Origin of the sequence: Mycobacterium dioxanotrophicus (assembly GCF_002157835.1) — a bacterium.
GTDB lineage: Bacteria > Actinomycetota > Actinomycetes > Mycobacteriales > Mycobacteriaceae > Mycobacterium > Mycobacterium dioxanotrophicus.
On sequence record NZ_CP020809.1, the window covers coordinates 5,644,135 to 5,659,312 of the forward strand.

The 15,178-nt window shown below is 68.6% G+C and carries 11 protein-coding genes; all 11 read right to left on the minus strand.

The genetic code is table 11. From position 1 onward, the window contains the following. Positions 1 to 7: 7 nt before the first annotated feature. The 11 genes from BTO20_RS27475 to BTO20_RS27525 all read right to left on the minus strand — a co-directional run bounded on the left by BTO20_RS27475 (position 8) and on the right by BTO20_RS27525 (position 15,114). Complete coding sequence (locus BTO20_RS27475) at positions 8 to 1,096, minus strand: branched-chain amino acid aminotransferase (protein WP_087079129.1); 1,089 nt, start codon at positions 1,094 to 1,096, stop codon at positions 8 to 10. Further along, a complete protein-coding gene (locus tag BTO20_RS27480) occupies positions 1,089 to 2,513 on the minus strand; it encodes a lyase family protein (protein ID WP_087079130.1) in 1,425 nt (474 codons plus the stop codon). Before BTO20_RS27480 ends, BTO20_RS27475 begins: the two co-directional genes overlap by 8 nt. Continuing rightward, the gene (locus BTO20_RS27485; RefSeq protein ID WP_087079131.1) at positions 2,510 to 4,474 is read right to left on the minus strand and encodes an FAD/NAD(P)-binding protein; all 1,965 of its coding nucleotides are present in this window, start codon (positions 4,472 to 4,474) and stop codon (positions 2,510 to 2,512) included. The genes BTO20_RS27480 and BTO20_RS27485 overlap by 4 nt, the downstream gene beginning before the upstream one ends. Positions 4,475 to 4,487: 13 nt before the next feature. After that, positions 4,488 to 5,519: a 3-deoxy-7-phosphoheptulonate synthase gene (gene aroF / locus BTO20_RS27490; RefSeq protein ID WP_087079132.1), complete on the minus strand. Its 1,032-nt coding sequence runs from the start codon at positions 5,517 to 5,519 to the stop codon at positions 4,488 to 4,490. 183 nt (positions 5,520 to 5,702) lie between these two features. Continuing rightward, complete coding sequence (locus BTO20_RS27495) at positions 5,703 to 7,028, minus strand: ATP-grasp domain-containing protein (protein ID WP_087079133.1); 1,326 nt, start codon at positions 7,026 to 7,028, stop codon at positions 5,703 to 5,705. Further along, entirely contained in the window at positions 7,025 to 8,812 is a 1,788-nt protein-coding gene (locus BTO20_RS27500) for an MFS transporter (protein ID WP_087079134.1), read from the minus strand. The genes BTO20_RS27495 and BTO20_RS27500 overlap by 4 nt, the downstream gene beginning before the upstream one ends. After that, positions 8,809 to 10,503: a class I adenylate-forming enzyme family protein gene (locus BTO20_RS27505; protein WP_087079135.1), complete on the minus strand. Its 1,695-nt coding sequence runs from the start codon at positions 10,501 to 10,503 to the stop codon at positions 8,809 to 8,811. Before BTO20_RS27505 ends, BTO20_RS27500 begins: the two co-directional genes overlap by 4 nt. 42 nt (positions 10,504 to 10,545) lie before the next feature. Then, positions 10,546 to 11,775 carry an aminotransferase class I/II-fold pyridoxal phosphate-dependent enzyme gene (locus tag BTO20_RS27510; RefSeq protein WP_087079136.1) on the minus strand — a complete coding sequence of 410 codons (1,230 nt, stop codon included), beginning with the start codon at positions 11,773 to 11,775 and terminating at the stop codon, positions 10,546 to 10,548. Further along, complete coding sequence (locus BTO20_RS27515; protein ID WP_087079137.1) at positions 11,772 to 12,701, minus strand: prephenate dehydrogenase/arogenate dehydrogenase family protein; 930 nt, start codon at positions 12,699 to 12,701, stop codon at positions 11,772 to 11,774. The genes BTO20_RS27510 and BTO20_RS27515 overlap by 4 nt, the downstream gene beginning before the upstream one ends. Beyond that, positions 12,698 to 14,773: an aminodeoxychorismate synthase component I gene (gene pabB / locus BTO20_RS27520; RefSeq protein ID WP_087079138.1), complete on the minus strand. Its 2,076-nt coding sequence runs from the start codon at positions 14,771 to 14,773 to the stop codon at positions 12,698 to 12,700. The genes BTO20_RS27515 and pabB overlap by 4 nt, the downstream gene beginning before the upstream one ends. Beyond that, complete coding sequence (locus tag BTO20_RS27525; RefSeq protein WP_232490873.1) at positions 14,773 to 15,114, minus strand: chorismate mutase family protein; 342 nt, start codon at positions 15,112 to 15,114, stop codon at positions 14,773 to 14,775. Before BTO20_RS27525 ends, pabB begins: the two co-directional genes overlap by 1 nt. Positions 15,115 to 15,178: the final 64 nt, after the last annotated feature.

The following is a 15,178-nucleotide window of genomic DNA, read 5'->3' on the forward strand; positions in this document are numbered from 1 at the left end:
CGACAGCTTATTGGCCGTCGGTCTCGACGAGTCGCATCCAGCCGAATTCGTCCGAAGCGCGGCCATGGTGGATGTCGAGCATTGCCGCACGCAGGCGCGACGTGACGGGACCCGCGACACCGTCTCCCACCGGCCAGTCCCGATGAGCGCCAACCACATGCCCGACCGGGACGATCGAGCGCGCGGTGCCACACGCGAACGTCTCGGCGATACGCCCGTCCCGGCAGCCTTGCTCCCACTCGTCGAGCGTGACCGGCTGCTGAACCACCGGGAGGCCGAGCGATCGCGCCAACCGCAGGATCGAGTCTCGGGTGATACCCGCCAGCAGGGTTCCGCTCAACGGAGGCGTGTTCAGGCGCGGCCCGTCAGCAGTCGACTCGACGAAGAACAGGTTGCAGCCGCCCGCTTCCTCGATGAAGCGACGCTCGCGGGCGTCCAGCCACACGACCTCGTCGCAGTCATTGGCCGCGGCCTGTCGCTGGGCGACGAAGGCGCCGCCGTAGTTGCCGCCGCACTTGGCCGCACCGGTTCCGCCCGGCGCGGCACGGATGTACTCGGGTGCTGCCCACAACCGCATCGGATTCGGCTCCACGGACGCTGGCCGCGCCGGCGTGCCGATCACGGCGAACAAGTACTCCTCGGCAGGCCGCAGGCCCAGGCCCGTCTCCGCCGCGATCATGAACGGCCGCAAGTACAAGCTGTGCCCGCGAGGGCGTGGCACCCAGTCGCCGTCGACACGCAGAAGCGCCTCCAGCGCCGCGACGAAGTGCTGCTCGGGCAGCGTGGGCATGGTCAGCCGGCGCGCCGACCTGTTGAACCGGCGGGCGTGGTCGGTGGGCCGGAAGAGGGCCCGCTGACCGTTCGCGCGCCAGAACGCCTTCATGCCCTCGAAAATCGTCTGGCCGTAGTGCAATGCCATGGTGGCCGGGTGCAGCGACATCGCGTCGAGCGGACCGACTTTGGCGTCGTGCCAACCCATCTCGGCGGACCACCGCATCGTCACCATGTGATCAGAGAAGACGTCACCGAAGCCGGGCGTCGCGAGCACTTCTTCGCGCCGCCTGGCCGAGAGTGGCTGTACAGCAGCATCATTCATGCGAACTCTCCTTCAGAAACGATGCCCCATGCGCGAGTGCCCGGTCGACCAGCGGACCGGAAATCCCGGTGTACCCGCACGGGTCGAACAGCCCCGGGACATCGGGGCACACCACGCCTTCTCGCTCCAGGGCGATGGCAAGCAGGTCGGCGACGTCGGCACCGTCCCGCTCGGCCGCCGCGGTGACCTCGGCCAGCAGGCGCTTGGCGTTGCCTTTGCCGAGCAAGGGCGCCAGCACCGCGTTGACGCGCTCGGTGACGATGGCACCGCGGGTCAGCCGCAGGTTCGCGGTCATCGCCTCGGGTGAGACCTGAAGCGTCTCCGCGAGGCGTGCGGCGTTGATGGCCGCACCGGCCCCGATGCGTAGACACTCCCGCAGCGGTTGCCATTCGGCATGCCACCCGCCCGAGGAGCGCTCGTCCTCCACGGCCATGGAACCGAACAGCACGACGGCGATCGGGGGGAGCTGCCGCGCGGCGGTCGCGACAAGCGTCGCGAAGACGGGGTTGTGCTTCTGCGGCATGGCCGAGGACGCCCCCTGGCCCGGCACCCGGTCCTCGGTGACCTCGCCGATCTCGGTCCGGCTGAGCACCAGGACGTCGGCGGCGAGCTTGCCGACCGCGCCCGTGGTGACCATCAGGCTCGCGGCGACATCGGCCAGCGGGGTGCGGATTCCGTGCCAGGGCAGGATCGGCTCGGCCAGCCCGAGCCGGCCGGCCACCAATGCGGGTAGCCGCAGCGTCGCACTCACCGGGTCACTTCCATTTCCCGTCGCTTCGCTCGCCCAGGTCATGTCCAGCGCGTACTGGTGATACGCCGCAAGCGTTCCCGCCGCCCCGCCCATCGACACCGGCAGCGCCGCACGCGCCTGCCGCACCCGCGCTACGGCGTCGAGCACCAGATGCAGCCAGGTGGCCGCTTTCAGCCCGAAGGTGACCGGCACGGCGTGCTGGGTCAGCGTGCGCCCCGCCATCGGTGTGTCCCGATGCCGCTCGGCGTGCCCGGCCAGGCTGTGCGCGCATGCCAGCAGGTCGTCGGCGATGCGGTCCAGCGTCGTCGCGCACAGCAGGGCCAGCGCCGTGTCGAGGATGTCCTGGCTGGTGCTGCCGCGGTGCACGTATTCGGCGGCCGACGCGTCGACGGACCGGACCGCCGCGGTGAGCTGCTCGACGAACGCCACAACCGGGTTCGCCGTCTCGCGCACACCGGCAGCCAGCGCCGCGAGGTCGATGGATGCGGGCACGGCGGCGGCTCTGATGGCCACCGCCGCGCCCGCGGGAATCACGCCTAGTTCGGCCTGCGCCTCGGCCAGCGCGACTTCGGTTGCGAGCATGGCTCTGAGCAACGCGTTGTCGTCGACCAGGTCGGCCGCTCCCGTCGCCGCCCATGCGGGCGCCAGAATGCCGTGGTCCGTCATGCTGATCTCTCCATGACGTGCTCCGTCGCGGCGCGCAGGCCGGCCCGGGCGATGGCGTCCGCATCGCCGAGGATCACGGAGTCGACGCCGGGACGGATGCCCGCCGCGGTCACCCAGTGCACCGACTCGGTCGGCACGCCGAATGCGAAACGCCGCGGGTGCGGGCGATCCGCGGCATCGAGCAGCCGGTAGGGGCGGCGGGTGACGGCGACACCGCCGGCGACCCAGTGCCCACCGCCGCGGATCGGCATGCGGTACGGCTGGCACTCGCCACGTTCGAGCAGTGTCCGCAGCAGTGGGTCGGTCGTGCGGCGCAGGTCGGTTTCCGGTAGGCGCGCCTCGATCAGCGTCGCGGCTGCCACGGCGAGGTCCGGGCAGGCTCCGGAATATGCGACGAAGCGCCCATCCGAGCAGTCCACCCGCAGATCCGGCCCGACCACCTCCAGCACGCCGGCATCCATCAGAGCAGCGAACTGCTCGATGCGTTCGGCGGGCGGCCCGATCGACAGGAACGCGTTCAACGGCATGTACCAGCGCTGCAGTTCGTCCCGGTAGGAGTCGCCGGACAGGCCACCGTGGTCGACGAGCAACCGGATCTCGTTGCGCAGATCGCGCAGGACGTCCAAGGCGGCCTTGCGTGGACCCGTCACGTTGCCCTTGCCGGCCTCCCTGACTTCGATGTCCAGATACGACCGCAGCCAGCTGCGGAACCGATACGTCGACGAGATGTCGTCGGCGGTGTACGGTGACGCGATATTCCGCCAGTCCCAAGCACTTTCGGGTTCGATGTCAAACTTGGCGAGAACGGTACGTTGAGCCTCACTCTCCACGATGTCCAGAGGGTCGCCGAATCCGGATTGCTCCGCCGGCTCCGCCGCCGCGAACAGGGCTGTGAATTCCTCGGCATCACACGCGCATCGACGCTCCCGCACGAGGGCCGCGTAGTAGACCGTGCGGACTTCGCGGTCGATCAGCGGCCAGATGTCCCGACGGAAGTCCGCGGGCGCTCCGGCATCGGCGCCGGCCCGCAGCCGCTCGATCACGTCGGCGGTCACGTACCGGGGACTGTGACGGCCGGACGAGCCCTTCTGGTTCTTGCCGCGGGCGTGGAACGGCACTCCGCGCCGAGATCCCACAATGAGGCGGGGTTCCTGGCCGGAGGGTAGGTAACTCAAGGTCTCGTCGGACTCGCGCACGAATGTGCCGCCCCGGCCGATCGTGAAAAGCGCCATGTAGTCGAAGAAATTGAGGCCCAGGCCGCGCAAGATGACCGCCTCGCCCGCGGGTACGGCAGTCAGTGCGACGTCGGCCGGGTTGCTGGGCGCGATGTACCGCAGGTCGTGCCGGTCCGCGAACTGACTGAGGGCTGTTTCGGATTCACCGAGTTGATGCGGCATGTGCCCGAGTGCCAGCACCACCGACTGCAGCTCGCCGATCGTCTCTCCGGTGCTCAATACGACTTCCTGCACGCCATCCGTGTCACGAACGTCGACCGCGCTCGCCTGGTGCGACGTGAAGCTCACGGTCTGCGGCGCCGTCCAGATGATGCGGTCTCGCACCCATTGCAGGTAGCTTCCGTAGAACGCCCGCGACGGGTAGTCGTCCGGGCCGAGCGTAAGGGCCTCGGCCCGAACAGCTTCCGCAACGTTCGGGCTGCCGACCAAGGCGATCGACCGGGCCCACTCGTAGAGGCTCGGCCCGCTGACCACCGGGCCTTCGCAGTCGACGGTGTCGTCGACGAACATGGTCACTTGGCAGGCGACCGTGTTCATCAACAGCACCCGGTCCTGCGTGCTGCGCCACACCTGGCCGCCGTCGAACACATGCGGGTCGATCAGGTGGACGACGAGTTCCTGCCCGGGCGCCAAAAACGCTTCGGCGTTGGCGCACAGGCGTTCCGCCACGGACAGGCCGCGGGGTCCGAGCCCGATGATCGCCAGCTGCAGCTGCTCAGTGAACACGTGGTGCCCCGATCTATGCGCCGCTCATGTGGCGGCCGAGGCCGGCCGCCAGTGGAGCGAGCCGACCCATCAGGTCGGCGAACTGTTGTGGGCGCAGCGCTTGTTTGCCGTCGCACAACGCCTGCTCCGGGGCGACGTGGACATCGATGATCAGGGCGTCGGCTCCGGCGGCGATCGCGGCCAGCGACAGCGGTTCCACCAGGTCCGGGTGTCCACCGGAATGGCTGGGATCCACCATGACCGGCAGGTGGGTGCGCTGCTTCCACAACGCCACCGCGGTGAGATCCAGCGTGAAGCGCGCCGACGGCTCGAATGTGCGAATTCCCCGCTCGCACAGCACAACCTGGTCGTTACCCTCCAGCAGCAGATATTCCGCCGCGGCCAGGGTCTCCTCCATGGTGCAGCCGAAGCCGCGCTTGAGCACCACCGGGAGACCGCTCTGGCCCGCTGCGGTCAGCAGGGCGAAGTTCTGCATGTTCCTGGCACCGATCTGCAACCCGTCGACCACCGCGGCCAGCCGCTTCACATGCTCCGGGTCGACCACCTCGGTCACGACCGGCAGACCGGTCTGCTCTCTGGCCTCGGCCAGCAGGTCAAGGCCCTCCCACTGCATGCCCTGGAAAGCATGCGGCGAGGTCCGGGGTTTGAAGACACCGCCCCGCAGACCGACCGCGCCGTGTCCCGCGACGACGGCCGCGGTGGCCAACGTCTGTTCCGCTGATTCGACGGCACACGGTCCGGCGATCACCACGACGGATCCGTTGCCGATCGTGGTCGGACCGAAGGACACTTCTGTCCCACCGGGGCGTAATTCTCTGCGCCCCAACCAGACATCGCTGTTCCTGCGCACCTGGTGGGTCGGCGCCGGAAGCCCGGGCCCTGCTGCACCGATGAGGTCCGGATCGGATACCGACAGCACGTGAGCGCCGCCGAGCCGATACATCTCGGTGGGCGTGCCCGCAGCTTCCAGGTGCTGTATCCACCCCTCGACGCCGGCGCGGGTGACCGCCTCGTCGAACACGAGCAATGTGTCTGGATTAGTCATACTCAAATGGTCGTGATCTGGACGTTGTCGCGTAATCGCCTGCGCTACCAGACTGTTCCTGTCGCGAGGACAGGTTTTTCTACCCGTGGGGTAAGGATGCGCCCGGTCGCGTTTGCCCCAAACAGACACCAGGGCTGTGAATCTGGTCGATTCACAGCCCTGGCGTCGTTCTCGTCGCGAAGTTCAGTGTGGGGTGGTTTGGATCGTGATGGCCCGGCGGACGCGCTCCTCGATCTCGTCCAGCTCGGCGATGGTCGGGGCGTCGATGAAGAAGGTGACGGCCCGGTCGTCGGAGCTGCGGATGGGGCGCAGCTGCGCGCCGCGGGCCTCGTAGACCAGGACGGCGCGCAGTGCAGGCGGGTGATCGGCGCGCAGCGCGGGGATCTCGGGCCAGGGATTGCCGTCGTCGACCCAACGGGCCTCGACCCCCGGCCAGTCGACCTGAACATCGACGAGTGTCCCGGGCCGGTGTCCGACATACACCTGGCGGGCGTAGCGCTGGGCACAGGGATAGTCGGCGGCCTCCCCGAGCGCGATCCGCAGGATTTCGGGTTCCATCGGCCGGCCCGTCGCCAGCCGGTACAGCAGCATGATGCCGTCGCCGGGGGTCCGGGCGGCGACCTCCATGAGGCGGGCCTCCCCCTGCTCGTCGATCCTGAACTCGGCGTGCGTGATGCCGTTCTCGACACCCAACCGGTCGAGCATCGCGATGTTGGCGCGCTGCACCGCGTCCCATGCGTCGTCCTGTGGGGCGGGCACGGTGTGGGCCATCTCGACGAAATACCGCGAGTCGACATCCGTTGTCTCCTTGCGGGTGACCGACGAGAACAGGGTCTTGCCGTCCTGGGTCAGGCTCTCGACCGAGTACTCCTGGCCGGTGATCATCTGCTCGACGAGGATGGTCTCGTGTGGCGGATAGTCGTCGAGTTGCGCCGCGAGTTCGGTGTGGTCGTGCACCTTCTGAACGCCCTCGCTCGAGTGCCTCGTGGCCGGCTTCACCACGGCGGGGAACGCAACGGTCCCGTGGTCGGCGGAATCGCGTGTGCCCGGCGGGATCAGGACGGACACCGGGCTGAGATCGGGCAGGTACCAGCGCTGCAGGTACTTGCTGCGGCAGGCCCGCGCCGCCCGCAAACCCGGGAACGGGAGGCCGAAGTAGTCGGCGATCAGGCCGGTGGGCTCGACCAATGTCTCTCCCACGGCATAGATGCCGATCACGTCGTAGGTGTTGCGCCAGCGGTCGGCGTGTTCGATGACTCCGGGCACGAAGGACCCTTCACTCGCCACCGACCCGTCGACGAAGGCGATCTCGTCGATCTTGGAGACCGGATGGGCAGGATCGTCACCGTGCGCCTGCGCGTACGGGCGTGACATGGCCGGCGTGATCACCAGAACCTTCAGGTTTCGCCTGCGCAGGTCGTCGATGTAGATGGGATCTCGGCAGACCACGGGCAGATACCCGGTCAGGATGAAGGCGCGGGGCCTGGCGGCGCGCTGATGCTCGGTCATGGTGCAGTCCTTTCTGAGGTGGCCGCGACGGGAATTCTGGTGGCGCGGTTGATGTGTACGGTCGGTGCGCTCGAGGGTGTCGGCGCGCCCGCGATCACCGCAGCGGTTCCTTCCAACCGCAGGATCCGGCTGCCGATCCGCACGGACATCCCGGGCAGCCACACGATCGGCGTCCACGGGGCGATCCGGGTCCATTGCGTCTGCCCGGCCGGTCGAACGGAAACACCGTTTCGCGACTGGCGGTCGATGATGAACACTCGGCCGTCGACCCTGCGGATCTCCAGATGGGCCCGCGACATCCCGTCGGCACGCACGTCGATCCGGATCGGACGCAGACCCCTGCGAACAGCGTCGCAACTGTGCGGGTACCGTCCGACCACACAATCCCGGTCCAGGGTGAATCGCGAATTGTCGTCGAGAACAACGGATTCGAGCGGCGTGCGGGCGTGACCCGTGGCGGGCAGGGACGGTGCCTGGCGGCGGGCCGGTGGCCGGACCGCGAACCGGGCGGTGGCCAGCACCACGGTGGGCGGCTCGGCGTCGGGCACCGGGACCGGATCCGTCGAAAGGGGGAACGGCCGGCTGCGGATCGCCCACCCGACGACGGGCACGGTCGCCAGACCTGCCGCGGCGAGCAGGCCGCCGAGCAGCAGCCAGCCGACCTGCCCAATGCCCAGGCACAGGGCACCCAGGACCGCGGGCGCCACCGCAAACGCGGCGCCAAGACCCATGTCCTGCAGGCCCACGTATTCGCTCTGCGCGTGGGCCGGCGCCAGCTCGAAACTCAGCGCGAAAACGGCTGCCGCATGGCACATCTCGCCCACCGAATGGACAGCGACCGCCACCAGCAGAACTGCGGCGGCAGCCCATGCCGGCAGGTTGGCCGCCACCGCCACGCCCCCACAGGCGACCAGGAAGATCACCCCGGCGACGCGCATGGCGGCGCCGCCCTGGCGCACGGTGTTGACCTTGCGGCCGACCCAGACCTGCAGCGCCACAACGCCGAACGTGTTGACCAGCAACACGGCGCCGACCATCCAGCGGGGGGCGCTCGTCTGCGTGGCGATCCAGAGCGGGAGCGCGAAGGTGATGACCGCGTACTGCAGACTCATCACTCCGTTGAGGATCGTGTAGGCAATAAACGGTTTGTCCCGCAGCGCCACCCCTGGCCGGGTACCGGGCGGGGCAGGCAGCGGCGCGAAGTACGGGAGCGTCGCGCACACCCACGCACCGATCAGAAAGGTCGCGGCGTTCGCGAGAAACAGCACCTGATAGGCGGCCAGGCTGTGCAGCGTCAGCGCCACCCCGCCGACGGCGGCACCGATGCCGACGCCGGCGTTTTCGATCGCCCGCAGCTGGGAGCGGTAGGCGGCCGCGCCTTCGCCTCCGACGCGGCGGATCAGCCCGCCGCGCGACGCTCTCGACGCGGCGGTCGCGAGCATCTCCACGACGGTCACGATGACGAACATCCAGATATGCGTGACGAACACGTAGCCCACCATCGTCACGGCGAGCACGACCAGGCTCAGGGCCGCGACGCCGCGGGGACCGCGGCGGTCGGCCAGGTGGCCCATCGGCACACCGGCGAACAGGCCGATCATTCCGGCTACGGCCAACCACAGGCCGACCTCGGTGACCGACAGTCCCAGTCCCTCGGTGAAGTACAGGACCGACGACGTCATGAACATGCCGGTGCCGATGTTGTAGATCCCGGTGCCCAAGCCCAGGCGCCGACGTGCGCCGGGCTCGGGCACCAGGGTCGACAGCCACGTGCCGATCATCATGCGACTGCGTTGTGGGGCCGGTCGGTCACGAACGCGGCCACGGCCCGGTTCTCGTGCAGCGGGCTGTTCGCCAGATCGCGGTATCTATCCCGCAATTGGCGCTTGAGCACCTTGCCCGTCACACCCACGGGGAAGTCGTCCGGGGTGCGGGCGACGTCCAGCACGGCGATGCGGGGATGGCCGGCCTTCTCCAGTACTTCGTTGGCCTCGGCCAGTAGTCGTGCGGCGTCGGCCGGCGACTCGTCGGTCACGATCACCGCAACCGGAACGATCTGCTCGCCGTGGCGGCCGGCGACGACGGCGCAGTCACTGATCGAGTTGATCTCACTGAGCAGCATCTCTTCCATGAGCACTGAATAGCCCGTGCCCTCGGCGGTCTCGATGGCGTCCTTCGTCCGGTCGACCACGAAGTAATTGCCGTCCACGTCCTGGTACACCAGGTCACCGGTCAGCCAGTAGCCGCCGAGCTTCGAGCGATAGGTGGTGTCCGAGTCGTTCCAGTAACCGGCGGTGATGGACGGGCCCTTCGCCCCGAAGAATCCCACCTCGCCGACCGGCGCCGTGCTGCCGTCGGGCCGCAGCGCCGCGACCTCGAGGCCGGGATCGGGCTTGCCGACCCGCCGGTCCGAGCGTTCCGACAGCAACGTCCGGGGCTGGACCACCAGACCCCAGCCGAGCTCGGTCGTGCCGAACCGGTCGTAGAACGTAGGCGGCTGCTGCTCCGGGCTGCGCTTGGCCAGGATCGCCCCGATGTGGGCCTCGTGGATGGCATCGCCCATGTTGACCCAGTAGTCGACAGAATCGACGGTGCCGCTTGGTGTTTCGATCGCAGCCAACTCGGCATAGGCATGGGCGAATGCCATGACGCCCTTCGGTTGGTGCAGACGCACGGCCGCCGCCAGTTCCGCACCGCTCGGGTCGTAGAGTGCCACCAGCGGCGTGCCGGCGAGAATGGAGTAGGCGGTGTAGACGATGCAGCCGAGATGCGACTGCGGCTGGGCGGTCATCATCCGCTCCTGAGCGGGCTCGGTGTAGTTCAGCAGGCGGTAGCGCGGACCGGCGACGCTGGACGCGTGAGTCTGGGTCACCGCCTTCGGAATTCCCGTCGTGCCCGACGAATGCATGATCGACACCGGGTCCTCCGGTGCGTGCTTGAAGCGCCAGGCGTCCGGCAGCGACGCTGGCGGCGGTGCGGGCACGTCCTCGGCGAACTGCACCCAACGCAGGCCGTCGAGCGATCCGATTCCGTCGGCGATCGCGGCGAACCGGGTCCGGTCGGTGTAGATCCCCACCGGTGTGGTGCGCTCGCACAGGCCGAGCGCAAGCGCCGGCGACGCCTTGCTGTTGATGAGCACTCCGATGGCGCCCAACTGGGCCAGCGCGTTGAGGTGGATGGTGTAGGCGAACGTGTCCGCCATGTAGAGCGCCACCCGGTCACGCGGGCCGACGCCCTGCTCGCGGTACCAGACCGACCAGCTCTGGGCGAGCGCATCGAGCTGGGCGAGCGTGAATTCCGTCTGCTCCTCGCCTGCGGTGTTGATCACCGGTCGGCCCGTGCGGATGAACGGGATGTGCGGGTCGGGATGCACGGCCATGGCCATCGCAAGCAGGTTGCCGCCGCCGAGCTCGGGCAGTGCCGCCAGCCGGGACCGCTCTTCCGGTGACAGCAGTGCGCGGGTGGAAATCGTCATCGCTGAAATTCCTTGTCGTCAGGTGGGATTGGGGATGGTTGTTCAGAAGCCGAGCGCGCCGGCGGCCGCCTCGAGGTCCCGCTGTTGGTGCAGGGCGGACACCGCGAAGCGCATCAGCCCGGTTCCGCGAGCGACCGTGGGATAGAAAGCGGGCAGGACCAGCACGCCGGCCTGCTTCAACCGGCGGGCGGCGGCGAACGCCGCGTCCTCGGTGTCGAACAGCGCGCCGCGGACCGGCGAGTGCAGCCCGGCGTTGACCAGGGTCTCCCCCGTCAGCCGGTCGAACTCGGCGGCGTTGCGCCACAGCCGCTTTTGCAGCTCCGCTACCTGACCATCGACGTGCAGCCGGGCAGCGGCGACGTTCGCGGCCAGCATGGGCAGCATGATCGAATGCCCGAACACCAACGGGTTGGCGAACTTTCGCAGCACCAGCATGTCCTCGTGACTGGGCACGACCGCGAAACCCCCGGCGCCACCGAAGGCCTTCGACAGCGAGCCGGCGAGCACGACATTTTCCGGGAGCACGCCGCCGAGCGCCTCGAACGCGTAACCCGCGCCGAGCGAGCCCTCGATCGAGACCCCATGGGCGTCGTCGACATACAGGTGGCCACCGAACGGCTCGAGGATGGCCAGCATCGATGCCACGTCGATCAGACCGCCCATCGACCCGACGCCGTCGACCAGCACGATCGGCGTCCGGCCGGTGGCCGCGACCTCGCGGACTGCGGCAGCAAGTGCTGTGGGATCGGTCATGTCGAAGCGCCGCGTCGGGCCGATCTGTTCGAGCACACCGCGGATCACCTGGATGGAGGCGTGCGCTGTCTTCTCGACGAGGAACGCGGCGCCCGCGTCGGCCACGGGATAGCTGGGCAGGGCGCCTGCGCCGAGCAGCGGCAGCAGGCCCAGATGAACGGTGCCGACCGAGGTGAAGGCCGCCGCCTGCGCGCCGCCGTACATGACGGACAGCAGCTCCTCCAGTTCGCGGAGATATGGCGGCCGGCCTCGGTTGCGCGAGGTGGAGAAGTGAAGGCCGAACCGGCCCATCGCCTCGGTCGCCGCCGCGATCAGGTCGGGGTGCGACTCCAGACCGAGGTAGGAGCACGAGACGAATTCCACGGCCTCGCCGCCGTCTTCGAGCTGGACCCGCTTGCCGTCCCGCGCAGTGATGACATGCCCGGTCAGACCTTCCGCGAAGGCCCGATCGAGCGAGTCCGAGGTCTTGCTGACCCGCGATGCCACCCAATTAGATTGGCGTTCCATGAGTTCGGTCATGTGACTGTCTCCTTCGTGAGGTCGGTGGTGATGGCGCGCAGCGCTCTGGCGCTGCGCTCGCGGTAGACACCCCGCAGGGGGCCGAGCACCCCGCAGAGACGATCGAGCAGATCGCCGAACGCGTGCGCGTCGTCGCTCTCGACGACATCCGCCAACTGCGACACCCCGCGCGCCAGCGCACGGCGCGCCGCCGGGGCGTAGGGGTTGGCCGCCTGGACGTCCCAATACACCTCCGGTGCACCCGAGGCGATGCGCGCCAGCAGTGACAGCAGCGCGGTGTGCGGCGGTGGTGCGATCCAGTCGAGATCGGTGATGTCGACATCCAATTCGGCCAGGGCAGCGCCGAATCCGATCACGGCGGCGTGGGTGAGGGCCTGGGCGGCGGCCGCCAACCGGTCATGTTCGTCGGCGGTCACGTTCACGACACGGGCGCCCCAGTGCTCCATCAGGTCGGCCAGCGCGCGCCCACGCCGGCCGTCACGGACGACCACCGAGGCCACCGGATGGCCGGCGAAGCCAAGGGCCGGGGCGAACATCGGATTGAGGCTCAGCGCCTCCGCCTGTCCGGCGATCGTGGTGACGGCGTGCAGGGCAGGGACCACCGTGGACTTCACCGACAGGGTGTCGACGATGAGGGCGTCCGGCCGCAGCGCTCCGACCAGCCGACCGATGGCGACCAATGCCACCGGTTCGGGAACCGCCAGCAGGACAACATCGGCGGTTCGGACGACGTCGGCCACCTCCGCGCCCGGATCGCTGATGTCGCCTCGCACGAAGCGAGCGACATTTTGGGTAGGTGCCGGGACGGTGTGGTCGACGATGATCACGTCGTTGCCCGAGTGGTGGAGACGCTCGGCGAAGAGCGATCCCACTGCTCCCGAGCCGCCGGCGACGACGATGCGCCCGATGGCCGGTGCGCCGCTCATTGCGGGCCCTCCTGCCGGCCGGTCGCGGCGAGGGCGGTCATCATCGCCCTCGACTTGACGACGGTCTCGTCGAACTCCCCGGCCGGATCGGAGAGGGCGACGATGGCGCCACCGACCCCGAAACTCACCCGCCCGGAGTCGACGACGAGGGTTCGGATCACGATGGACAGATCGCTTGCACCCGAGAGCGAAAACCAGCCGAGTGCACCGGAATACACACCGCGGGGGCCCTGCTCGAGCCGGTCGATGATCTCCATCGTCCGGACCTTGGGCGCGCCCGTCATCGACCCGCCGGGGAACGCGGCACGGACGCAGTCGACTGCGGACCGACCTGGGGCGAGCGTGCCGCGGATCGTGGAGACGAGCTGGTGTACCGCCGCGTAGGTCTCGACGTCGAACAGCTTGGGCACGTGGACCGATCCCACCGAGCAGACCGTGTTGAGGTCGTTGCGAAGCAGGTCCACGATCATGAGGTTCTCGGCGCGGTCCTTCGGATTGCCACGCAGCTCCTGCACCAGGGCCTGGTCCTCGGCGGCGTCGGCGCCCCTGGGCCGGGTGCCCTTGATCGGCTTCGCCTCGACGGCGCCGTGTAGGTCGATCGAGAGGAACCGCTCGGGGGACGCGCTGAGCACGGCCACGTCGCCGAAGTCGAGCAGGGCCCCGAACGGGACGGGGCTCACGCGGCGGAGGTGGGCGAAGGTGGGCAGCACGTCGACCTGCGTGTGGACGGTGACCATGTTGGTCATGCAGATCTCGTAGGACTCACCGGCGTTGATCTCGTCGAAGCACTCGTCGATCCGCTTGAGATATGCGGCCCGGTCATGCCGGAGCTCGACGTTCATCCCGATGCCTGGATCGGTCATGGCCGGGCCCGACAGCGTGCGCGTCGGGGCCGGATCGGTGGGAGCGGTGGGAAGCGTGCGCAGAGCCTGCGCCGTCGTCGCGAGCCAGGCCTCGGTGTCGGCGGTGTCACCCGAAACCGACAGCGCCAGAAGATAACTGCTCTGGGTGGCATGGTCCAGGACCAGAGCCCGGTCGGCGAAGAGCAGGGCGGCGTCGGGAGTATCGGACTCGTGCGCCGCGGCGCCCCCGGTCTCGGCCTTCAGTTCGTAACCCAGATAACCGACGTAACCGAGGTTGAACTCGAAGGGCAGGCCATCGGGTGCAGGCACCTCCCGGGCGCGCAGCTGCTCGTCCAGGTAATCGAAGAACTGTTGGTGCACCCGCTCGGTGGAACCGTCTGCCCGCCGGACGGCGACCTCGCGGTCGGCGACGCGGTAGGTCACATGCTCGGCGAGCGGACCGTCGCCGTTGCCCATGAACGAGAAGCGCGACAACCCGTCGATCACAGAGCTGCTGTCGAGCCAGAAGCCGTGGTTGCCTCCGGAGAACAAGGAGCTGTAGGCCGCGAGCGCCTCGGGGTGGACATCGAGGTGCCGCACGTGCAGGTCGTAGCGAGGTTCGTCCAGCTCGCCGGCCTGTCTCTGCGCGGACGCCGAGTGGTCCGCGGCGAGGGCGAAGAAATTGGCCAACAATTCGTGGCCGTAGCTGCTGCTGATCGACTCGGGATGAAACTGCAAGCCCCACAGGGGAAGCCGACGGTGGCGCACACCCATCACGACGCCGTCCTCGGTCCACGCCAGTTCCTCGAGCTCGTCGGGAAGCGATGCGACCGCCAGCGAGTGGTAGCGCACCACCTCGAACGGCGAAGGTATGCCCGCGAAGAGGCCGACGCCCGTGTGTCGAACGTCCGAGATGCGCCCGTGCATCGGTTCGGGTGCGTTGACGACCTGACCGCCGAAGAGGTGGCAGAGGCCTTGGTGGCCGAGGCAGACGCCGAGCACAGGCAGACCGCTGTCGAGGATCACGCGGGCGCTCACACCGAAGTCTCGGTCTCGTTCGGGCCGGCCGGGGCCCGGCGAGATCACGGCGGCATCGAATTCGTCGAATCGGAGGTCTGCCCAGGGTGTGTCGTTGCGGACGACGGTCGGCGGCTGCCCGCTCACCTCACCGATCAGCTGGTAGAGGTTGTAGGTGAATGAGTCGTAGTTGTCGACGAGGAGGACGCGCATCAGGCAGCGCTCCCGTCGATGCCCGCGCCGATGATCAGATCCTCGATACGGCAGGTCTCCCCGATGATCAGGTCGTAGAGCTGCTTCATGAATGCCTGATCCAGACCGTTGGCCTCGGCGAAGCGCGCGGCCCGCTGCTGCACCACGCCGATGCGGTGTGGTTGCATCATCGGCACGCCGTGCTCGCGCTTGTACTGGGCGATGTTGCGGCACACCGCGACACGCGCGCCGAGTGCCCTGAGGAACTCCGCGTCGATCCGATCGAGGTCGGCGCGCAACGTCTCAAGAGTGTCTTGATCGGCTTCCTGCCTGGCCACTGCCAGGCCTGCCATGTCTCTCATAACTTGATCTCCTCTTCACGGCGATGTCTTCTCGGAGCGCTCCGGAGGTCCCGGGCGCCAAAGG

Coding starts and splice junctions, on each gene's coding strand:
- BTO20_RS27475 (WP_087079129.1), bottom strand. CDS start 1,096: ATGAATGATGCTGCTGTACAGCCACTCTCGGCCAGGCGGCGCGAAGAA.
- BTO20_RS27480 (WP_087079130.1), bottom strand. CDS start 2,513: ATGACGGACCACGGCATTCTGGCGCCCGCATGGGCGGCGACGGGAGCG.
- aroF (WP_087079132.1), bottom strand. CDS start 5,519: ATGACTAATCCAGACACATTGCTCGTGTTCGACGAGGCGGTCACCCGC.
- BTO20_RS27495 (WP_087079133.1), bottom strand. CDS start 7,028: ATGACCGAGCATCAGCGCGCCGCCAGGCCCCGCGCCTTCATCCTGACC.
- BTO20_RS27500 (WP_087079134.1), bottom strand. CDS start 8,812: ATGATGATCGGCACGTGGCTGTCGACCCTGGTGCCCGAGCCCGGCGCA.
- BTO20_RS27505 (WP_087079135.1), bottom strand. CDS start 10,503: ATGACGATTTCCACCCGCGCACTGCTGTCACCGGAAGAGCGGTCCCGG.
- BTO20_RS27510 (WP_087079136.1), bottom strand. CDS start 11,775: ATGACCGAACTCATGGAACGCCAATCTAATTGGGTGGCATCGCGGGTC.
- BTO20_RS27515 (WP_087079137.1), bottom strand. CDS start 12,701: ATGAGCGGCGCACCGGCCATCGGGCGCATCGTCGTCGCCGGCGGCTCG.
- pabB (WP_087079138.1), bottom strand. CDS start 14,773: ATGCGCGTCCTCCTCGTCGACAACTACGACTCATTCACCTACAACCTC.
- BTO20_RS27525 (WP_232490873.1), bottom strand. CDS start 15,114: ATGAGAGACATGGCAGGCCTGGCAGTGGCCAGGCAGGAAGCCGATCAA.